Source organism: Cyanobium sp. T1G-Tous (assembly GCF_024345455.1).
In the GTDB taxonomy this organism is placed as follows: domain Bacteria; phylum Cyanobacteriota; class Cyanobacteriia; order PCC-6307; family Cyanobiaceae; genus Cyanobium_A.
On record NZ_JAGQBD010000017.1, the window covers coordinates 40,517 to 60,628 of the forward strand.

Sequence of the window (20,112 nt, forward strand, 5' to 3'; positions counted from 1 at the left end):
CAGTGTGGGGCTCTCAGCCCTTAGTGGAGATGGCCGGTACCGGCAGTCAACCGCCCTCATCCTCATCCCGGCCCGTGCCCCCTGGTCCTGCGCGCCCAGTCCCTGCACGCCCCCAGCCGCAGGCGCCCCTGCGTAAGCCGCCCCAGGTATTGATGATCCGCAAGGACGAGCCCGCCCCGTCGCCGTCTTCGACTGAGCCTGCGCTTGCCGCAGCTCCCCAGGCGCCCTCTCAGCTCGCTCCCCTTAACCGGGTTGCTGCACCTGCCGCCACTCCCGCCCGAAACGACGACGAGCTGTTTGACCTGGGGTCCATGGAGGGCCTCACCATGGCTGATCTGTTGGGCCCTGACCCGAGTCAGAAGCGTGCTGCGAAGGCTGCTGCTGCCGGTGAGCACAGCACCAAGCCCGCGGCCCGGAGCGTCGACGACTTCGACTTTGACGAAGAAGCCTTTCTGGCTGCTCTTGACGACCATGAGCCCCATGGCACCACTGGAGAGGTGGTGCGCGGCACCGTGATCGGTGTCGAAAGCGATGGCGTTTATGTGGACATCGGCGGCAAGGCGCCGGGTTTCATGCCTAAGAAAGAGTGCGGCCTGGGAGTGATCACCAACCTCAAGGAGACCTTTCCGAAGGGGCTTGAGGTGGATGTGCTCGTCACCGGCGAGCAAAACGCCGATGGCATGGTGACCATCAGCGCCCGTGCCTTGGCCCTGCGCCAGAGCTGGGAGAAAGTGAGGCTCCTGGAGAAGGAGGGCAAGGTGGTGCAGGTCAAAGTGAACGGCTTCAATCGAGGTGGTGTCACCTGTGAACTTGAGGGATTGCGCGGCTTCATCCCTCGCTCCCAGCTGCAGGAGGGTGAAAACCATGAGGCTTTGGTGGGTAAGACCCTTGGGGCCGCTTTCCTGGAGGTCAATCCAGAGACCCGCAAGTTGGTGTTGTCGGAGAAGAAAGCTGCCACTGCAGCCCTGTTCCAAAACCTGGAGGTGGGTCAGCTGGTCGAAGGCCAGGTGGTGGCAATTAAGCCCTATGGCTTGTTTGTCGATCTAGGCGGTGTAAGCGGTTTGTTGCACCAATCGGCAATTAGTGGTGGTCAGCTGCGGGACCTGCGTGAGGTTTTTGGCCAGGGAGACCGGGTCAAGGCCCTGATCACCGAGCTGGATCCGGGCCGAGGCCGTATCGCCCTTAATACCGCTCTTCTCGAGGGCCAGCCCGGTGAACTGCTGATCGATCGCGACAAGGTGATGGCTGAGGCTCCAGAGCGGGCCAACCGGGCCCGCTCCGTGCTGCGCCAGCAAGAACAAGGGGCCGGATGAACCAGGCCGCTCCAGATTGGGAGCTCGACTATTACTCCCGTCCCATCCTTGAAGAAGATGGCAAAAAGCGCTGGGAGCTGCTGATCTGTTCCACCCCTGAGGTGCCCGGACCAGGGGAGGTAGCGAGCGAATCCTTCCGCTGGGCCAAGGCCTGCCCTGCCACCAGCGTTAATTCGATCTGGCTGAGGGAGGCTCTGGAGGCAGCTTTGGCTGGTGCCGCAGCCCAGGGTTTTGGGCCTCCGAGGCGGCTGCGCTGCTGGCGTGGCTCGATGCGCACCATGGTTCAGCGGGCGGCGGAGGGGCTCGGATTGGAGCTGGTGGCCAGCCGCCGCACCTACGCGCTGGTGAGCTGGCTACAGGAGCGGGAGCGCCTGGTGTATCCCCAGGAGCCCGGCTACATGGCTGGCCCATTAGCCCCGCCCCCCCAGGCCTTGCGATCGATTGCGGTGCCCTTGCCGGAAGCGGCGCGGGGCGACAGCTGGGCCTGGGCCACCTTGCCCTTGGGTGTCCTGGCCGCTGCTTCGGAGTGGGAGCTTGGCTTTGCGGGCCTCGTACCCCTGCCAGAGGCGGTGTCTGCCGAGCTGCCGGTGCCGGGAATTCGCCTATTCAGCGCCACCAGGGCCCTGGCCCTGGCCGGCTGGCTGGCTGGGCTCGAACCCGTGCGGCTTGAGATCAGTGGCCCGCAGCTAGTGCTTGAGGCTGGCCTTGAGGATCGCTGGCTACTCACCAACTTGCCGGCTGAGGAGGCAGAGGTAGCCACTGCCGCTTTTGCTGCAGCCCGAGAGCAGGCCGGTGGCCTTCAGTTTCTTGCCGTTCAGGCCAGCGAGCAGGACCAGCGCTTCGAGGGCTTCTGGTTGCTGCGCGATCTTCCCGACGCTTGATGCCCCACGATGGCCGAAGCGGTTGATCCCCCCTTTGATCGTCCCGACCGGGACTTCAATTCCTTGCCCGGTTGGACCTGGGTAGGTACCTACGGCGGCTACTACCTCCAGTGCGACCTGCTCCAGTCGTTTGAGCACGGTTTTTTTACACGCCAATGGCAGGGACGGGGGCCGGAGGTGCTGGCGGCTTATGTGAGCGCTGGGGTGAGTGTGCACCGTCTACGCCAGGTGCACAGCGCGGTGGTTTTGCCAGCCAGCCAGGCCAGCGCCGATCCCTTTCCCGAGGCCGATGGTCTTGTTAGTGATGCGGGCGGCCAAAGCCTCTGGGCTTGTGGCGCTGACTGCACCCCGGTGCTGATTGCTGATCCCGCTACTGGCCGGGTGGCGGCTTGCCACGCTGGTTGGCGCGGTGTGGCAGGTGGCATCCTCGAACGCGCCGTGCAGCAGCTGCTGGATGGAGGCAGTCGGCCGGCCGAGCTGCTGGTGGCCCTAGGACCAGCGATCGGCGGTGGCTCCTATCAGGTGCAGCGGCTGGTGTCGGAACAGGTTGCGGCGTCTCTAGCCGCCGCCCCTGATGCTTCTTTGCTGCCTGCTTTGCTTGAGCAGTTGCGTCAGTACGGCGCTCTGCAGGCCGACTCAGACCCTATGAAAGACCGCCTTGATATTCGCCTTGCAGCCCAGCTCCAACTGGAGCGACTTGGGGTGCCTACGGCTCAAATTGGCAGCTGCCCTCTTTGTACAGCCAGCGAACCACTGCTTTTTCACTCCTGGCGGCGCGATCAGGTGAAGGCGGTGCAGTGGAGCGGCATTGTTTCTCAAGCTTGAATCTTGGCACTGTTTCGAGCTGGATTCGCGTTCAATTCAAGCCGCCTTCCTTGCAGTCGGGCCTGTTTCTGCGCAATAATGCAAAAGTTGCATAATTATCATCGATGCTCACTGGTGCCGACCTTCTCACCAAGGTCAAAGAACTCGGGGATGTGAGCAAGTCTGACTTGGTTCGCGCCTGCGGCTATGTCTCCCACAAAAAAGACGGTTCAGAACGGCTGAATTTCACAGCCTTCTACGAGGCTCTCTTGAATGCCAAGGGAGTCGATTTTGGCGGTGCAGCCAAAACCGGAAAGGGCGGCCGCAAGCTCAGCTTTAACACCAAGGTGCAGTTCAACGGCAACTTGATGGTCGGCAAGGCTTATACCGGCATGCTTGACCTCAAGCCTGGCGATGAGTTCGAAATCAAGTTGGGTCGCAAACAGATTCGCCTGGTACCACTGGGTGCAGAGGACGAGGAAGAGTGAGCGACAGGGCTACCTGTTCGGCCACTTTGATGCCATCAATTGCTGCGGAGAGGATCCCGCCGGCATAACCAGCCCCCTCGCCGGCTGGGTACAACCCTGGGGTGTTGCCACACTCCAGGGTTATTTCATCTCTGGGTAGCCGCACGGGCGACGAGGTGCGGGTCTCTACACCGGTGAGCAGGGCATCTTCCATTAGGAAGCCGGGAATGCGGCGCTCGAAGGCGGGCAGGGCCTCTCGGATAGCTGTCAGCACAAAGTCCGGTAGGCAGCCAGCCAAATTCCCGTAGCAAACTCCTGGTTGGTAGGAAGGAATCACTCCGCCGCTGCCCTGACTGGGGCGGTTGGCGAGGAAATCGCCAACCCGCTGGGCAGGTGCTTGGTAGTTAGAGCCGCCTGTAACGAAGGCGCGACCTTCCCAATGGCGCTGAAAAGCGACTCCGGCGAGGGGATCGTCGGCGCTTTCCCCGTAGGGCGTCAGATCGGCTAGCTCGATACCCACCACGATGCCGCTATTGGCATTGCGTTCGTTGCGGGTGTGCTGGCTCATGCCGTTGGTGACTACTCGACCTGGCTCCGAGGTAGCCCCCACCACCAATCCCCCCGGGCACATGCAAAAGCTGTAGACACTGCGGCCCAAGTTGGCCGTTTCACTGCAGTGATGCACCAGCTTGTATTCAGCTGGGCCAAGGCGGGGGTGGCCGGCGGCCTGCCCCCAGCGGGCCCTGTCAATCAGGCTCTGGGGGTGTTCGATGCGTAGACCAACGGCGAAAGGCTTGGGCTGCATCGCCACGCCGGCGGTTTTCAACATCTCAAAGCTGTCCCGGGCGCTGTGACCAAGGGCCAGCACCACCTGGGTGGCGGCAATTCGTTCGCCGCTATTGAGCTGCAAGCCCTCGATGGAGCGGTCCACGGGATTTAGCTCCAAGCGGTCTACTCGGCACTCGAAGCGCACCTCGCCCCCTAGGGCCTCGATTCGCTGCCGCAACCCCCGCACCACCGTGGCCAGCTTGTAGGTGCCGATGTGGGGGTGGTGCAGGGTGAGGATGTCAGGGTTAGCGCCTGCGGCAACTAGCTCTTCAAGCACCTTGCGCACGTAGGGCTTGGCTTCGCTCACCTGGCTGTAAAGCTTGCCGTCAGAGAAGGTGCCAGCGCCACCCTCGCCAAATTGGGCATTGGATTCGGGATTGAAGTCAGCGCTCCCCTTCCAAAAGCCGAAGGTGTCGGCGCTGCGCTCCTTGACCGCCTTGCCCCGCTCCAGCAATAGGGGACGAAACCCCATCTGGGCCAGCAGCAGGGCCGCGAAATAGCCGCAGGGACCAGCTCCCACCACCACTGGTCGCATCTTTCCTGCGTTGGCTCCGCTTACGACGGGGTGATATGTCGTGTCGGGGCTTGGCCGCAGGTGGGGGTCGCCGGCAAAGCGCTTCAGGAGCCGGGCCTCGGCCCGGGCATCAAGGTCCAAATCCAGATCAAGGCTGTAAACGAGGGTGATCGCCGCGCTCTTGCGGGCATCAACGCTGCGTTTAACCAGCCGCAACCCAAGTAGTTGATCGGGGGCGAGCCGCAGGCGCCTCAGCACTGCCGCCGATAGGTCGGCCTCGCTGTGCTCGAGGGGCAGCTTCAATTCGCTCAGGCGCAGCACTACCGACTCCAGGGGGGCGCCTGGACGGGAGCCGGGCGCTGATTCATGGCGTTATTTCAGCAGTCTTGGCTCCACTGCGCCTGAAATTGGATTGGGCTGCCAGGCTGGAGGCCGATGCGGCATCGATTCTTTGTCGATTACCCACTGCCCCCTTTGCATGGCCCTGGCGGCCCTTTGTGTGCTGCGAGCCACGGCCCACGGCACCTTGCTCTGGCGCTTGTCGGTCTGAGCGGGGCGCTAAACCATGGGCATGTTCCAGCGCAGCACACCAAAAATGGTGACCTGGCCGATGGTCAGCTGGCCTGGCGCCTTCGTCTCCCGACGGGGCTTCCTCAGCTTGGCTGGCTTGGGAGTGGCCGCCTTGGCGGCATCAGGCCTGCGCCCTGAGGCCGCTGCCGCCCCTAGGGGAGGTGCCAAGCCGCTGCTGCCGCCCCGGGGCGACCTGCGCCTGGTGGCGATCAGCGATCTCAACAGCAGCTACGGCTCCACCAGCTACCTGCCGGAGGTGCTGCGAGCCGTTGAATTGATCCCCAGCTGGAAGCCCGATCTGGTGCTCTGCGGCGGCGACATGGTGGCGGGCCAGAAGCAGGGTCTCAGCCGGGTACACCTGAGCGCCATGTGGGCTTCCTTCCACCGCCAACTGCTGGCACCTCTGGAGCGTGCTGGGCTGCCGGTGGCGATCACCATGGGCAACCACGACGCCTCTTCCGCCCGCTCTGCGGGCAAATACATATTTGAGCTCGATCGCCAGGAGGCCGAGCGTTATTGGCGCGGCCAGCAGAATGCCTTGGGGCTGAAGTTTGTTGATGCCAGCCGCTTTCCCTTCGCCTACAGCGTGCGTCAGCACGACCTTTTCCTACTGGTGTGGGATGCCTCCTCGGCCGCCCTGCCCGCCGAACAGGTGGCCTGGGCTGAGCGCCAGCTGCGCAGCCCAGAGGCACAATCGGCCCGGTTGCGTCTGGTGCTTGGCCATCTGCCGCTGCTGGCCGTAGGCCAGGGCCGGGACCGGCCTGGCGAGGTGTTGCAGCAGAGCGAGGCCCTGCGCCAGCTGCTGGAGCGCACCGGCGCCCATGCCTACATCAGCGGCCACCATCACGCCTTCTTCCCAGGCCGGGTGGGTCAACTGGATCTGCTCAACCTCGGCGCCCTGGGCAGCGGTCCCCGCCGCCGGCTCCATGACAGCACGGCTCCGGTGCAGACCCTCACCGTGATCGATGCCTTCTGGCCTCAGGGTGATGGCGCGGGACGTACGACCTACACCAGCTACAACATGACCACCCTGGAGTCGATCAGCAGCCAGCAGCTCCCCGCCCAGATTCAACCCAGCCAGGGACCGTCGCTGCGGCGGATCGGCTGAGAGATGCGGTTGGCGGCTCAGCCCAAGCTGGCCTCGATCCTGGCCACCTCCAGGCGGGTGGCGATCACGGCGTCGGGGTTGAGGCTGATCGAATCAATGCCCTCCTCCACCAGGAAGCGAGCGAAATCGGGGTAGTCGCTGGGGGCTTGGCCGCAGATGCCGATCTTGCGGCCGCAGCGTTTGGCGCTTTGGATTGCCAGGCGAATCATGGCCTTCACAGCCGGATGGCGTTCGTCAAACAACTCAGCCACCAAGGCTGAATCGCGATCGAGCCCCAGGGTGAGCTGGGTGAGGTCGTTGGAGCCGATCGAGAAGCCATCGAAGCGCTCGGCAAACGCCTCTGCCGCGATCACGTTGCTGGGTAGCTCGCACATCACATACACCTCCAGACCGTTTTCACCCCGCACCAGGCCGGAGCTGGCCATTTCTGCCAATACCCGATCCCCCTCCTCGGGGGTGCGGCAGAAGGGCACCATCGGGATCACATTGGTGAGTCCCATGCCGTCGCGCACCCGTTTAAGGGCCTGGCATTCGAGGGCGAAAGCAGCGCGGAAGGCGGGGGCGTAGTAGCGGGAGGCGCCCCGCCAGCCGAGCATCGGGTTCTCCTCGTTGGGTTCAAACGCAGCTCCTCCCAGCAGGCGCGCGTATTCATTGCTCTTGAAGTCGGAAAAGCGCAGGATCACCGGCCTGGGATAGAAAGCCGCTGCAATGCGGGCCATGCCCTGGGCGAGCAGATCCACGTAGTACTCGGCGGGGCTGGTGTGGCCGGCCGTTAACCGGGCTATCTGCTGCCGCTGCTGGGCGTCAGCAACCCGCTCAGGCTGGATCAGGGCCAGCGGGTGCACCTTGATGTGATTAGCGATGATGAATTCCAGCCTGGCTAGGCCCACCCCGTCGCAGGGAATGGCCGCGAGGTTGAAGGCCTCCTCCGGATTGCCCACACTCATCAAGATCTGGGTGCGGGTGACGGGCAGATGGCCAATGGCCTGCTCCGTGACGCTGAACGGCAGGTTGCCCGGGTACACCCGGCCCACATCGCCTTCGCAGCAGCTGATCGTGATGGCGTCGCCGTCCTGGATGCGCTTGGTGCCATCGCCGGTGCCAACGATGGCCGTAATGCCCATCTCGCGGGCAATGATCGCCGCATGGCAGGTGCGGCCGCCCTGGTCGGTCACCACGCCGCTGGCTCGTTTGAGGATCGGCTCCCAGTCGGGGTCGGTCCGTTCGGTGATCAGTAGGTCACCAGCCTCAAAACGGCTGATTTCGCCGGGATCTTTAATCACCCGGGCTACGCCGCTGCTCACCGAGGCACCGATGGCGCGGCCGCTCACCAGGGTTTCCGCTTGATGGGGCTCCAGGTGCCAGCTGCGCAGCACCGCCTGCTGCTGCCGCGACTGCACGGTTTCAGGACGGGCTTGGAGGATGAACAGCTCGCCTGTGAGGCCATCTTTGGCCCACTCGATGTCCATCGGCGTGGGAGCACCACGCTTAGCGCTGTAGTGACGCTCGATTTGGCAGGCCCAGCGGGCCAGGGTTAGGCACTCGTCATCGCTGAGGGCGAAGCGGTTGCACTCGGCTTCCGGCACGGGTTCGTTTGTCACGGTGAGCCCCGCTTCCCCGTACACCATCCGGATCGCCTTGCTGCCCAGTCGCTTGCTGAGGATCGGCGCAAAGCCCTGCTCAAGCGTTGGCTTAAAAATCAGCACCTCATCGGGGTTTACGGCCCCCTGCACAACGTTTTCACCGAGGCCATAGGCGGCGGTGAGCAGCACCGCGTCGCGGAAGCCGGTTTCGGTGTCGATGCTGAACATCACCCCAGCGCAGGCCAGGTCGGAGCGCACCATGCGCTGCACGCCGATCGAAAGGGCGACCTCTAGGTGGTCAAAACCATTGAGCTGGCGGTAGGAGATGGCCCGGTCGGTGAACAGCGATGCGTAGCACCGCCGGCAGGCCTGCAGCAGGGCAGCTTCGCCCTGAATATTGAGGAAGGTCTCCTGCTGGCCAGCAAAGCTGGCATCGGGCAGGTCTTCGGCTGTGGCGCTGGAGCGCACTGCCACCGCTGGCAAAACGCCATCTGGTGTTGCCAGCTCTCGATAGGCGGCCAGGATCGCTTCGCTGAGGTCAGCTGGCAGGGTGGCGCTCAGCAGCAGGTTGCGGGCGGCTTTGCCGGCGGCCTGCAGGGCACCGAGATCATCAGCATCCAGGTTTTGGAGTAGGGCCTGCAGCGGAGTTCGAAGGTCGTTACTGCACAGCAGGTGGCGGTAGGCGGCGGCTGTGGTGGCGAAGCCTCCAGGCACCCGCACACCCTGGCCCGCGAGCTCGCGGATCATTTCGCCGAGGGAGGCGTTTTTGCCGCCCACCTCTGCGATCGCACCCATGCCAACCGCCGCGAACGGCACTACGAGCAGTTCGCGGCGGTTGGCATGGGTAGTTGGCATGGATAGTTGGCAGCCACCCTGACTCTGGCGCCTTCTTGGGGCGTTGTCTTAACTGTGAAGCCAGCGATGCAGGCCCCACACCCCCTGCCGCTGGTTCGAAATGGGTGGCACAGTGGGCAGATGCTTTTTCGTTGCTCGCAAGTTTCTGTGTCTCGCTTTTCCCTCGCCTGGATCACGGCTTCCGCCCTAAGTGCCACCGCTGTGCTGGGAGCTCCTGCCTTCGCCCAATCGACTGGGGCTGCCGCCGCTGCGGCCAAGCCCGTCAGCCTTGAGACCATGAACGATCTCGCTCTCGCCGCCGCCGTCAACGTCTGTGAGCTGGCGGTGGAGCAAAAATTGGCCGTGCAAAACGCCGTTATCTCCAATGCCAAGGCGATCACCTACGTGGTGACCACTGCCCATGGCGGTCAGATAGCTGGCAGCGGCAAGCTTGAGGCTTCCCAGATTGTCAATGGCAGCATTGTGCAGATTGTGGGCCGGGTTAAGCAGGGCTGTTACGCCAAGATCACCGCCGCCGACAAAAAATTTGTGGACGAAGTGATAGCCCAATACACAGCCCAGGCCACCAAGGCCCAGCCCAAGAAGTAAATAATTTTCCCTTTGACTGGAGATCAGTCGGACTCGGAAGACTCTGGCTTGCTCTCCGGTAGAAGTTGGGCCAGGAGCCCAGCCGCCATCAGCAATCCGCCCAAGCTAAGGGCCAGGGTTTTATTGCTCGCCGCTGGGCCCTCACTCCATACCCCCGCCGCCAGGAAGGCACCTCCCAGCAGCAGGGAGGGCACCAGAACGATGCCCTTGGCAGTGCGATTTAAACTCATGAGCAGATAGGTGGCCGCATTCAGGCTGGGACGTTGGCACAGTCGGCGTTGCTATGGGAGTCGGCTTGGGCGAGACCAGCTGCGATTAAACCGTTGCCCAGATCTGCTGCTTGGTTTGTGCTGCCACGCACGGGAGCAAGCGGCTGAACCCTTGCCAACAGCACACCCTGCTTCTGGCCCATCGGCCGCAAATTGACGCGGGTGTGGCGAGGAACGGCTTGGCGAAGCCAGGCCACTGCCTCAGCCTGCTGAGCTTCAGCTACCTCAACACAGGCCAGCTGCACCGTGTAGCTACGGTTTTGGTCACCTAACTGCAGCAGGGTTGCCCCCCGCACCTGCAGCACCTCGGCTGCCAAGGCGGCTCCAGGCCACACCAATAACACCGCCAGCAATGCGGCGAGCCATCTCAAAGCTTGGCGCCGCAGCTGGGGCAGAACAGATGGGCACTTTCGGTGGTGCTACCGCAGGAGTGGCAATGGCGGCTCGTGTCGATAGCTAGCTCCGGATGGGATGGCAAGCCCACCATCTGGGCATTGCTGGCGCCGGGGGGCACCATCGGATAGCAGTTCTCGTTGCGGCGCACCTTGACATCGATGAAGACAGGCCCGGGATGGTCAAGGGCCTCCTGCAGTTGCTGGCGCAGGTTGGCCCGTTCGTCGATGCGCACGCCCCGAACGCCGAAGGCTTCCGCTAGAGCTGCGAAATTCGGCATGCCATTGGTCATTTCCGAGGCCGAGTAGCGCTCTCCGTAGAAGCTCTCCTGCCACTGGCGCACCATGCCCTGCCAACCGTTGTTGATCACCACAACCTTCACAGGCAGGTTGTATTGGCTGAGAGTGCCCAGTTCCTGAATGTTCATCAGGATGCTGGCGTCGCCGGCGACACAGATCACCTGCTCATCCGGGAAGGCGGTCTGCACGCCCATGGCTGCGGGCATGCCGAACCCCATCGTGCCAAGGCCCGCCGAGCTGATCCAGCGCCTGGGGCCATTGTGTAGAAATTGGGCAGCCCACATCTGGTGTTGGCCCACATCTGTGGTGTAGAAGGCATCTGGTGCCAACTCCCTCAGGGCGACAACCACTTCCTGGGGGGCTATGTCTCCCTCCGGATCGGGCACCACCAAGGGGTAGTTCTGCTTCCAGCTGTCGATGCGCTGCAACCAGGCCTCGGTGCGCCCCTCTGAGCTGTCCTGGGCTGAGGCAGCCAGAAGGGCTGCTAGCGCGGCCTGGACATCGGCCACCAAGGCCACATCGGGGAGGCGGGTTTTGCCCATCTCCGCCGCGTCGATATCGATATGGATCACCTGGGCCCGGGGCGCAAAGCCATCCAGCCGGCCTGTGACCCGGTCGTCGAATCGGGCACCGGTGGCAATCAGCAGATCGCACTCTGTGACTGCAAAATTGGCATAGGCGGTGCCGTGCATGCCGAGCATGCCGACCGATTGGGGGTGCTTCTCATCGAAGGCTCCCTTACCCATCAAGGTTGTGGTGACCGGCAGGCGGAAGCGTTCGGCCAGCTGTTTCACGGCGCCATGGGCCCCGCTGCTGATGGCTCCGCCACCGACGTAGAGCAAGGGGCGACGGGCTTGGCGGATCAAGGCCAGGGCCGCGGCAACGGCTTCAGGGTCGGGACTGGGTGGCAACTTGAATCCAGCTGGGATCGCCGAGCCCGGAGCTACCGGCGTGTAGTCGAATTCCTCCAGGCCCACATCCTTGGGCACGTCGATCAGCACCGGACCGGGCCTACCACTGGCAGCAATCAAAAAGGCTTCAGCCACGATCCTGCCGATATCGCGGGGATCGCGCACCACCCAGGAGTGCTTCACGATCGGCAGGGTTATGCCGAAGATGTCGGTTTCTTGGAAGGCGTCGGTGCCGATCGAGGCCCGGGGCACCTGCCCGGTGATTACCACCATCGGCACCGAGTCCATCTGGGCGGTGGCGATGCCGGTGACCAGGTTGGTGGCGCCGGGCCCCGAAGTTCCAAAGCAGACGCCAATTTTGCCTGTAGCTCGAGCGTAGGCATCGGCCGCATGGGTGCCGCCCTGCTCATGGCGCACCAGGATGTGCTTCAACCAGCCACGAGACTCTGCCTTGTGCAGTTCGTCGTAGATGGGCAGGATCGCGCCGCCGGGATAGCCAAAGATGTGGCGCACTCCATGGCGATGCAGGGCGTCCATCAGGGCGTAGCCGCCGTTTACTCGCTGAGGAGCAAAAGCTTCAGCAGCAGAGTCATCACCAGAATTAGTGGCGGTAGCGGACTGAGCCGCAGAGGCGAGGGGCGTCAGCGTCACGGCTGCTGCAGGCCAATCAACTTGGCGGTTAACGGATTACGGCAACCCTAGTTGCCGGCGGCGCTTTCGGGGCAGCTGCCCGCCCAGGTTGCTGGCGCCTGCCGGCTGCCATAGCTCGCAGGATCTGGGCTGGGTCTAGCCAGCGGCCGCCATGACGCATGCCCCAATGCAGGTGTGGACCAGTAGTGCGGCCGCTCATGCCCACATGGCCGATTAGTTGGCCCGTGCGTACGCCCTGGCCCTGGCGCAGCAGCACCTGACCACTGCTGTAGGTGCCGCCTGAAACCCGGCCGGACAAATGGCAGTAGATGTGCTCGTAATCGCCCGAGCGAATCACCAGCCCCAAGCCGCAACCTCCGTCGTTGATCACGTCCTGCACTGAGCCAGCCCACCAGTTGCGGATAGGCGATCCCATGGGCGCTGCGATATCAAGGCCGTAATGGGGCTCCACCCGACCCCAGGGGCCGGTGCGGGTACCGAAATGGCTGGTGTAGGCCAGAAAGCTGGTGACGGGAAAAACCCCCATCTGCCAGCGACTCTGGGCCAGCCCCGCCGAGCTGGACACCAGCAGCCAGGCGCTACCGCTGACCATGACCGCCGCCGCGGTCAGTCCGCCCTGTCTTAGACGGCGCTCAGAGCAGGCCCAGAGCATGCAGGGGTCCCTTGCCGCTGAGTAGCTCCAGCAGGAAAGCGGAAAATCCCACCATCGCCAAGCGCCCATTCCAAACTTCAGAGCTGTTGTTCCAACCCCAGGCCCATTTGTCCTGGGGATAGAGCTTCACCTTGCTGGGCAATTCGGCGGCCTGGTCGAGGTTCACCTCGGGTCCAGCCATGGCCTGCTGCACCAGATCGGCCAAGCCGTTGATGAAGGCTGGGGTGGTGTCTAGGGCTGGCACGCGCCGGAAATTGATGATGCCTGCCTCGGTCGCTATCTCCCGGTATTCGATATCGATCTCCTCGAGGGTCTCAATGTGCTCGCTGACGAAACTGATCGGCACCACCACCAAATCCTTGATGCCAGCGGCGCCGAGATCCTGCAGGGCATCGTCTGTGTAAGGCCTAAGCCACTCCACCGGACCAACCCGGCTCTGGTAGGCCAGCGTGAAGGGATTGGCGAAGCCCAGATCACGACCCAGTCGCTCCATGATCAGCTGGGCGCAGGCTTCGATCTCTTTTTGATAGGGATCGCCCGCCTCCTCCACATAGCTCTTAGGCACCCCGTGGGCGCTAAAGAACACATGGGCTTTTGAAGGTTCGGGGCAAGCCTGGATTTCGCGGGCAATCAGGCCGGCCATTGCACCCACGTAGCCGGGGTCGTCGTAGTAGCTGCGAATGCAGCGGATCGGCAGCCGGGAAAAGCCAATGTCGGCCTGGCGTAACCGCTGCAGCTCGCGGAAACTCGAACCGCTGGTGCTGATCGAGAAATGGGGGTAGAGGGGAAGTACCACCACCTCCTCAACCCCGTCGGCCTTGATGTCGGCCACGGCCGACTCGGTGAAGGGATGCCAGTAGCGCATCGCCACGTAGCTGGTGGCTTCGATGCCGCGTGTGCGCAGTTCGCTCTGGAGTTCGCGGGCCTGTTGCTCGGTGATACGCCGCAACGGTGAACCACCACCGATGGAGCGGTACGCCTCTTGGGACTTGCCAGCCCGCAGAGTACTAATCAACCAGGCCAACGGTTTTTGTAGAGCTGGATTAGGCAACCGAATGATTTCCGGGTCGGAAAACAGGTTGTAAAGAAACGGACCAACGTCCTGGATACGCTCGGGACCACCGAGGTTCAGCAGCAGCACGCCAACTTTGGCCATGCCCTCGTTCCGCGCGGCTCAGAGGCTGAGAGCGTAACGCTGCCGCTCCTCCCCTAGCGACCAAGGCGCACGATCGATAACGTCAAGTTCTGTGCTGGAACGTCAGCCTCTGTGATGGGCCCATGGCAAAAGCAGCGGTGGAGCTGGATCTGGTTGGGGCAGATGCCAGCGCAGCAGTTTCCACTCAAGCCTTGTCCAAGTTGCAAATCCGCCTCGCCCAGGCAAACCAGGCGCTAGCCCAAGCCGGTGTCTCCTTGCGCATCGAGCTGCGCGGCCAAAGGTTGGGCCTGCGCGGGCCCCTTCCCTGTCGCCAGGGCTCGGGCCGCCACCCTGTGCAGCGCATCAGTCTCGGGCTGCCTGCCGATACTGCTGGTCTTGAGCTGGCTAGGGAGCGGCTTAAAGAGGTGTTGCGTCAGCTGCAGCAAGGGCGCTTCGCTTGGAGTGCCTGGGGGGTTCAACAAGCTCAGCCACCTACACCTTTGCCGTCACGGTTGCCGGCAGCTACTCAGCCCGCCGCGGGCGATTTGCTGGGGTTGGCAGCGTTTGAGGCAGCATTTTTTGCCGATCCCCGCCGCCGGCGCAACCCTGCCGGTTGTCGCACAACCTGGAGCAGCGCCTACCTGCCCTACCTGCGGCGCCTGGCGGCCGTTGCGGCCGAGCGCGACCTGCCCTTGGGTCTCCCCCTACTCGAGATGGCGCTAGAGAGCTACTCCGCCAGCAGTCGCAGCCGCCAGCAGTGCGGCACCGCCCTGGCCGCCCTGGCTCGCCACTTTGAACTCGACCTGCCCGATAACTGGAGTGAGCGGGCTTCTGGTTATGGCCTACATGCGGCCCAGTTCCGGCGGCTTCCGGGTGATCCTCAGATTTTGCTGTGGGCCGAGCAGATCCCCAATCCGGCCTGGCGCCTGGCCTACGGGTTGATGGCCACCTACGGCTTGCGCAATCACGAGGTGTTCTTCTGCGATCTTTCGGCCCTTGCCCCTGGTGGTGACCGGGTAATTCGGGTGCTGCCCACCTCCAAGACCGGTGAACATCAGGTGTGGCCGTTCCAGCCCGATTGGGTGGAGCATTTCGGCTTGGAGCAGCTGGGGGACTCCCAGCCGCCCTTACCAGCGGTGGCAACCGATCTGCGCCACACGACCCTGCAGCAGGTGGGCCGCCGTGTGGCTGAGCAGTTTCGCCGCTACGAGTTGCCGATCACCCCCTACGACCTGCGCCATGCCTGGGCGGTGCGAACCATTCACATCGGCCTGCCAGACACGGTCGCGGCCCGGATGATGGGCCACTCGGTGGCTATTCATACCCGCACCTATCACCACTGGATCACCCGGCGCGACCAGCAGCAGGCGGTGGATGCGGCCCTGGCCCGTCACCGCCAGAGTGGTGTCACCGCTTTGCTAACCCCGTGAATCAGCACCCCAGCGACCAAGCCTCAAGCCTTGATGCGGCCGCGGCGGAGCTGGGTCCCGGCGGTGATCTGGCGCCAGAAGCTGATCAGGACGGCTATCGCCGCCGCATGGCCCGACGCAAGGAGGTGCAGCAGCAGCGGGTTGGTGAGCGCAACTTGGAAAAGGGCCTGGTGCTGGTGTTCACCGGCGATGGCAAGGGCAAAACCACGGCGGCCCTTGGCCTAGCGCTGCGCACCCTGGGTCATGGCGACCAGGTGGCGGTGGTGCAGTTCATCAAAGGGGGCTGGCAGCCCGGGGAGGCAAAAGCCCTGGAGCTGTTTGGCGAGGCGCTGCACTGGCACGCCCTGGGCGAAGGCTTCACCTGGGAAACCCAAGACCGGGATCGTGATCGGCAGCTGGTGCAGCAGGCCTGGGAGCAGTCGTTGTTCTATCTCGCGGATGCAAGTCGCAAGCTGGTGGTGCTCGACGAGGTAAACGTGGCCCTCAAGCTGGGTTACCTGGGAATTGAACAGGTGCTTGCCGGAGTGGACCTGCGGCCGGAGCTCACTCACGTGGCCCTGACGGGCCGGGGCGCCCCGCCGCAGCTGCTGGAGCGGGCCGACCTAGTCACCGAAATGAAGCTGGTGCGCCACCCCTTCAGGGAGCAAGGGGTCAAGGCTCAACGGGGGATTGAGTTCTGAGCCTGGCCGCGGCGGCAGGTTAATTCGCCAGGCCGTTGCTACGCTCCGGCAGATCAGGGGTATCAATGGGCTTCAAGCGCGTTCTCCTCAAGCTCAGCGGCGAAGCGCTGATGGGTGAGCAGGGCTATGGCATCGATCCTGAGATCGTGCAGTCGATTGCTTCCGATGTGGCTGCCTGCGTTGCCGGTGGCACCCAGCTGGCGATCGTGGTGGGCGGAGGCAACATCTTCCGCGGCCTGAAGGGATCGGCCGCTGGCATGGATCGGGCCACCGCCGACTACGTCGGCATGCTGGCCACGGTGATGAATGCCATCACCCTTCAGGACGGCCTGGAGCGGGCCGGTGTGCCCACCCGGGTGCAGAGCGCCATCTCCATGCAGGAGGTAGCCGAGCCCTACATCCGCCGTAAGGCGATCCGCCACATGGAAAAGGGCCGAGTGGTGATCTTCGCTGCTGGCACCGGCAATCCCTTTTTCACCACCGACACCACCGCCGCCCTACGGGCTGCTGAAATCGGCGCCGATGTGGTGTTCAAGGCCACCAAAGTGGATGGGGTCTACAACAAAGACCCCAATAAGCACGCCGATGCGGTGCGCTTCGAGAGTCTCTCCTTCTTGGAGGTGCTCAGCTCCGAGCTGGAGGTGATGGACGGCACCGCCATTGCCCTCTGCAAGGACAACTCCATTCCAATCGTGGTGTTTGACCTGTTCGGCCCCGGCAACATTGGCCGCGCCGTAGCCGGAGACCCGATTGGTACCCGTATTCACCCCTGACGCCAGCCATGGATTTGGAAGCCAGCATGCGCAAGTCGTTGGAATCGACCCAACGCACCTTCAACACCATCCGTACCGGTCGAGCTAACCCCTCCCTGCTCGACAAGATTTCAGTGGAGTATTACGGCGCCGAAACGCCGCTGAAATCCCTCGCCACCATCTCCACCCCCGATTCCCAGACGATTCAGATCCAGCCCTTTGATGGCGGTTCGATGGGCCTGATCGAAAAGGCCATCTCCATGAGTGACCTGGGTCTCACCTGCAACAACGACGGCAAGGTGATCAGGATCAACATCCCACCCCTCACCGAAGAGCGGCGTAAGGATTTCTGCAAGCTGGCTGCCAAATACGCCGAGGAGGGCAAGGTTGCCCTGCGCAACGTGCGCCGTGACGCCATCGACAGGGTCAAAAAGCAGGAAAAAGACGGCGATCTCTCCGAAGATCAGAGCCGCGACGAGCAGGAAAAGGTGCAGAAGCTCACCGATAAATTCATCGCTGAGCTTGAGAAGCTTCTGGTTACTAAGGAAGCTGACATCCTCAAGGTGTGACCAGCTCGCCGCCTGGCGTGGCTGATGTGGTGGTGGTCGGCGCTGGTGCGGCTGGCGCTGCTGCTGCCTTCCACCTAGCAGCTGGCGGTTTAGAGGTGCTGCTGCTGGAGCGAGCCAGCTTCCCCCGATCCAAGCCTTGCGGTGGTGGCATGGCGGCCTCGATGCAGGGGCTATTTCCCTTCGATCTCAGACCTGCAGTTGATGCGGTGATTGACCAGGTGCGCTTCACCTGGTGCCTGGGCGACCCGGTTACGGCGGTCCTGCCCGGTGATTCGCCCTTCTGGATCGTGCGCCGCTCCGTGCTGGATGCTTATTTGGTGGAGCAGGCCCAGACCGCTGGAGCCACTTTTCTGACTGGGGTGGCGGTGGAAAGCCTGCAGCGCGCAGGCGATTGCTGGCAGCTTCAGTCCCGCGGACCGGAGGGGAAACAGCTGCAGCTACAGGCCCGAGCCGTGGTCATCGCCGATGGCTCAGGCTCCCTATTGGCGGCTCGCCATGGCCTTGGTCCAAGCCAGCCCCGCTACGCCGAAACAGTGTCGGTGGAGGTGGATTGTGAGGTGAGCGACCCGAGCACGGCCCGGTTTGAGTTTGGCCTGGTGCGCCACGGTTTTTGCTGGACCTTCCCCCGCAAGGGGGGCTACAGCATTGGCGTGGGCACCTTCATTGGCCGAGACCCCGCCAATGCCGAGGCGGTGCTTAGCCAGCTGCTGCCCAGCCTCGGCCTCCCGCCGCATGCAGGCGTTCGCCAGCCGGGCCGCCTACGCATCTGGGATGGCCACCACCCCTTGCATGGCCAGGGTGCCAATGCCGGTTTGGTGGTGGTGGGCGATGCCGCCTCCCTCTGCGACCCCTTCCTGGCCGAGGGGCTACGGCCTGCCCTGATCAGCGGCTGCATGGCCGCAGAAGCTCTGATTCCCTGGCTAGCCGGTGATAGTCAGGCCCTGGTTGGCTACACCAATCGCATGCGGGCTGAGTGGGGCGCCTCGATGGCCTGGGGGAAGCGCATTGCCCAGGTGTTCTACCGGGTGCCGCGGGTTGGCTACCAACTCGGCATAAAGCGGCCAACGGCTCCCCAGCGCATCGCCCAGATCCTTTCCGGCGAGATGGGCTACGGCGATATCGCCCAGCGCGTGATCCGCCGACTGCTGTTTCAGCGCAATTGAAGGTCTGGTCAGATCTTGGTGCAGTCCTTGAGTTGGCGCAGCCGCTGGTCGATTGATCCCAGCAACTCAATCGCAAACATCGGCGATTCCTGCACGGCAAACAGAAACTTTTCGCGGTTCATCACCAGCACCTTGCAGGCGGTTAGGGCCTTGGCATTGCCGTAGCGGCGGTGATCACTGGTCACCAGTGCGCCTGCCCCGAATACATCCCCGGCGTTGATCTGTTCGTGGCCTTGGTCGCCATTCCAGCTGAGCTGGACCGAACCTTCAAGCAGTCCAAACATGCAGTCACCGGCCTCGCCAGAGCTGAAAATCAGCTCTCCAGGCTCAAGCTTGACCACCTCACCATTGCTGGCCAAGGCGCGCATGGTGTCGAGGGCGTTCACGGGGCCGCTATCCAGTACTTAATGATCAGTGTGGCCCACCTCGGTTAAGCCTGGCTCAAGCCTGTCCCCACCAAGGCAGCCCCCAGACCTCCCTTGATGTCTTCCGGTGCAAGCCGCCCATCCTTATCGGTGTCGAGGGCATCAAACACCGCATCACTGCCAAGCCACTCCTCGCGGGTTATGCAGCCGTCGCCATCAAGGTCGTTGAGTAGGAAGATTTCATGCACGGCATGGCCAAAGGCGGCACCACCTTCCAGTTCGGCAAGACGGTGAGCTAGCTGGGCCTCCAAGGTTTCGATGGCCTTGCAAAAACCACGGATGCCCTCATCGAGTTTCTCGGTGGCCATTGGATCGGCGGCCAGCATCTGACGGAAATGATCTTCGTCGAGGTGGATCTGGGCGTCGGTGGGGGCGGGGTCGAAGGCGTTGAGCTTGCGCTCTAGCTCGCCATCGGTGTGGCGCAGCTGATCAAGCAGCGCCGGCGAAATCGTCAGCAGGTCGCAACCGGCCAGCTCGATAATCTCTTCAATGTTGCGGAAGCTGGCCCCCATCACCTCCGTCTTGTAGTCGTAGGTCTTGAAGTAATTGAAGATTTGGGTTACGGAGATCACACCGGGATCTTCTGGACCTGGATAGCCGTCACGGCCGCTGCTCTTTTTGTACCAATCGAGGATTCTCCCCACGAATGGAGAGATCAGGGTGACGCCAGCCTCCGCGCAGGCGACGGCCTGGGCGAAGCCAAACAGAAGTGTGAGGTTGCAGTGAATACCTTCCCGTTCCAGTTGTTCAGCTGCGCGGATACCTTCCCAGGTGGAGGCCACCTTGATCAGTACCCGGTCGTTGCTGATGCCGGCTTGGTTGTAAAGGCCTATGAGCTTGCGGGCCTTAGTGATCGTTGCCTCGGTGTCGTAACTGAGGCGAGCGTCAACCTCAGTTGAGACGCGTCCCGGCACGATCTTGAGGATCTCCTTGCCGAAGGTGATGCAGATCTCATCGAGGGCTTCGCGCACCACGGCATCGGCGCCGGCGTCGGCACCCATCACCTGGCGCGACTCCTGCAAGGAGAGATCGATCAGATTCTGGTAGGTGGGGATCTGGGCTGCCGCCAGGATCAGCGATGGGTTGGTGGTGGCGTCGCGGGGCGTGAACTGCTTGATCGCGTCGATGTCACCGGTATCGGCCACCACCACGGTCATGGCAGCGAGTTGGTCGAGCAGGTTGGCCATTGGCTGGATGAGGGGGGCTGATGGCGGGGCATCGACCCGGGTTGCAGCCACGCTAGCCAGCGTTTTCGGGTTGTCCCAGCAGCGA

Annotated in this window: 20 protein-coding genes; 11 read left to right on the forward strand and 9 right to left on the reverse strand. The window is 63.2% G+C overall.

Features of this window, described 5'->3' with window-relative positions; all coding sequences use genetic code 11:
- Positions 1-29: 29 nt before the first annotated feature.
- From KBY75_RS10585 to KBY75_RS10600, 4 genes are all read left to right on the forward strand, one after another.
- Complete coding sequence (locus tag KBY75_RS10585) at positions 30-1,313, forward strand: S1 RNA-binding domain-containing protein (protein ID WP_255023860.1); 1,284 nt, start codon at positions 30-32, stop codon at positions 1,311-1,313.
- Positions 1,310-2,194 carry a Tab2/Atab2 family RNA-binding protein gene (locus KBY75_RS10590; RefSeq protein ID WP_255023861.1) on the forward strand — a complete coding sequence of 295 codons (885 nt, stop codon included), beginning with the start codon at positions 1,310-1,312 and terminating at the stop codon, positions 2,192-2,194. Before KBY75_RS10585 ends, KBY75_RS10590 begins: the two co-directional genes overlap by 4 nt.
- A gap of 9 nt (positions 2,195-2,203) precedes the next feature.
- On the forward strand, positions 2,204-3,019 hold the full coding sequence (gene pgeF, locus KBY75_RS10595) for a peptidoglycan editing factor PgeF (RefSeq protein WP_255023862.1): 816 nt from the start codon (positions 2,204-2,206) through the stop codon (positions 3,017-3,019).
- 104 nt (positions 3,020-3,123) lie between these two features.
- Entirely contained in the window at positions 3,124-3,486 is a 363-nt protein-coding gene (locus KBY75_RS10600; RefSeq protein ID WP_255023863.1) for an AbrB family transcriptional regulator, read from the forward strand.
- On the opposite strand, the gene KBY75_RS10605 is transcribed toward KBY75_RS10600, so the two are convergent.
- Positions 3,425-5,128: an NAD(P)/FAD-dependent oxidoreductase gene (locus KBY75_RS10605; protein ID WP_255023864.1), complete on the reverse strand. Its 1,704-nt coding sequence runs from the start codon at positions 5,126-5,128 to the stop codon at positions 3,425-3,427. The two genes, KBY75_RS10600 and KBY75_RS10605, sit on opposite strands and share 62 nt — an antisense overlap.
- A gap of 244 nt (positions 5,129-5,372) precedes the next feature.
- Between KBY75_RS10605 and KBY75_RS10610 the strand changes: the two genes are divergently transcribed.
- Positions 5,373-6,485 carry a metallophosphoesterase gene (locus tag KBY75_RS10610; RefSeq protein WP_255023865.1) on the forward strand — a complete coding sequence of 371 codons (1,113 nt, stop codon included), beginning with the start codon at positions 5,373-5,375 and terminating at the stop codon, positions 6,483-6,485.
- Between the two features lie 17 nt (positions 6,486-6,502).
- On the opposite strand, the gene ppsA is transcribed toward KBY75_RS10610, so the two are convergent.
- Complete coding sequence (gene ppsA / locus KBY75_RS10615; protein ID WP_255023866.1) at positions 6,503-8,923, reverse strand: phosphoenolpyruvate synthase; 2,421 nt, start codon at positions 8,921-8,923, stop codon at positions 6,503-6,505.
- Positions 8,924-9,070: 147 nt separating this feature from the next.
- Here ppsA and KBY75_RS10620 point away from each other — a divergent pair, with 147 nt between their 5' ends.
- Positions 9,071-9,511: a hypothetical protein gene (locus KBY75_RS10620; protein WP_255023867.1), complete on the forward strand. Its 441-nt coding sequence runs from the start codon at positions 9,071-9,073 to the stop codon at positions 9,509-9,511.
- Positions 9,512-9,534: 23 nt separating this feature from the next.
- Here the strand turns inward: KBY75_RS10620 and KBY75_RS10625 are convergent, their stop codons facing one another.
- The 5 genes from KBY75_RS10625 to hemH form a co-directional block, all read right to left on the reverse strand.
- Positions 9,535-9,741 carry a GIVxVP protein gene (locus KBY75_RS10625; RefSeq protein WP_255023868.1) on the reverse strand — a complete coding sequence of 69 codons (207 nt, stop codon included), beginning with the start codon at positions 9,739-9,741 and terminating at the stop codon, positions 9,535-9,537.
- A gap of 20 nt (positions 9,742-9,761) precedes the next feature.
- Positions 9,762-10,151, reverse strand: a complete 390-nt coding sequence (locus tag KBY75_RS10630) for a hypothetical protein (protein WP_255023869.1) — start codon at positions 10,149-10,151, stop codon at positions 9,762-9,764.
- Positions 10,148-11,920 (reverse strand): biosynthetic-type acetolactate synthase large subunit, encoded by a 1,773-nt coding sequence (gene ilvB, locus KBY75_RS10635; RefSeq protein WP_396098217.1) that lies wholly within the window; start codon positions 11,918-11,920, stop codon positions 10,148-10,150. Before ilvB ends, KBY75_RS10630 begins: the two co-directional genes overlap by 4 nt.
- A 142-nt stretch (positions 11,921-12,062) precedes the next feature.
- Positions 12,063-12,626 (reverse strand): M23 family metallopeptidase, encoded by a 564-nt coding sequence (locus KBY75_RS10640; protein ID WP_255023871.1) that lies wholly within the window; start codon positions 12,624-12,626, stop codon positions 12,063-12,065.
- A gap of 40 nt (positions 12,627-12,666) precedes the next feature.
- Positions 12,667-13,842, reverse strand: a complete 1,176-nt coding sequence (gene hemH / locus KBY75_RS10645; RefSeq protein WP_254937045.1) for a ferrochelatase — start codon at positions 13,840-13,842, stop codon at positions 12,667-12,669.
- Between the two features lie 191 nt (positions 13,843-14,033).
- Here hemH and KBY75_RS10650 point away from each other — a divergent pair, with 191 nt between their 5' ends.
- The 5 genes from KBY75_RS10650 to KBY75_RS10670 all read left to right on the forward strand — a co-directional run bounded on the left by KBY75_RS10650 (position 14,034) and on the right by KBY75_RS10670 (position 18,415).
- Positions 14,034-15,251: a site-specific integrase gene (locus KBY75_RS10650; RefSeq protein WP_255023872.1), complete on the forward strand. Its 1,218-nt coding sequence runs from the start codon at positions 14,034-14,036 to the stop codon at positions 15,249-15,251.
- The gene (gene cobO, locus KBY75_RS10655; RefSeq protein ID WP_255023873.1) at positions 15,248-15,931 is read left to right on the forward strand and encodes a cob(I)yrinic acid a,c-diamide adenosyltransferase; all 684 of its coding nucleotides are present in this window, start codon (positions 15,248-15,250) and stop codon (positions 15,929-15,931) included. The genes KBY75_RS10650 and cobO overlap by 4 nt, the downstream gene beginning before the upstream one ends.
- Before the next feature lie 65 nt (positions 15,932-15,996).
- Positions 15,997-16,704: a UMP kinase gene (pyrH, locus tag KBY75_RS10660; RefSeq protein ID WP_106502448.1), complete on the forward strand. Its 708-nt coding sequence runs from the start codon at positions 15,997-15,999 to the stop codon at positions 16,702-16,704.
- 8 nt (positions 16,705-16,712) lie between these two features.
- Entirely contained in the window at positions 16,713-17,252 is a 540-nt protein-coding gene (gene frr / locus KBY75_RS10665) for a ribosome recycling factor (protein ID WP_254937042.1), read from the forward strand.
- Positions 17,249-18,415, forward strand: a complete 1,167-nt coding sequence (locus KBY75_RS10670; protein ID WP_255023874.1) for an NAD(P)/FAD-dependent oxidoreductase — start codon at positions 17,249-17,251, stop codon at positions 18,413-18,415. Before frr ends, KBY75_RS10670 begins: the two co-directional genes overlap by 4 nt.
- Before the next feature lie 8 nt (positions 18,416-18,423).
- Here the strand turns inward: KBY75_RS10670 and KBY75_RS10675 are convergent, their stop codons facing one another.
- Both KBY75_RS10675 and KBY75_RS10680 read right to left on the reverse strand, forming a co-directional pair.
- A complete protein-coding gene (locus KBY75_RS10675) occupies positions 18,424-18,801 on the reverse strand; it encodes a Crp/Fnr family transcriptional regulator (protein ID WP_254937040.1) in 378 nt (125 codons plus the stop codon).
- Positions 18,802-18,845: 44 nt separating this feature from the next.
- Positions 18,846-20,027: a transaldolase gene (locus tag KBY75_RS10680; RefSeq protein ID WP_255023878.1), complete on the reverse strand. Its 1,182-nt coding sequence runs from the start codon at positions 20,025-20,027 to the stop codon at positions 18,846-18,848.
- Positions 20,028-20,112: the final 85 nt, after the last annotated feature.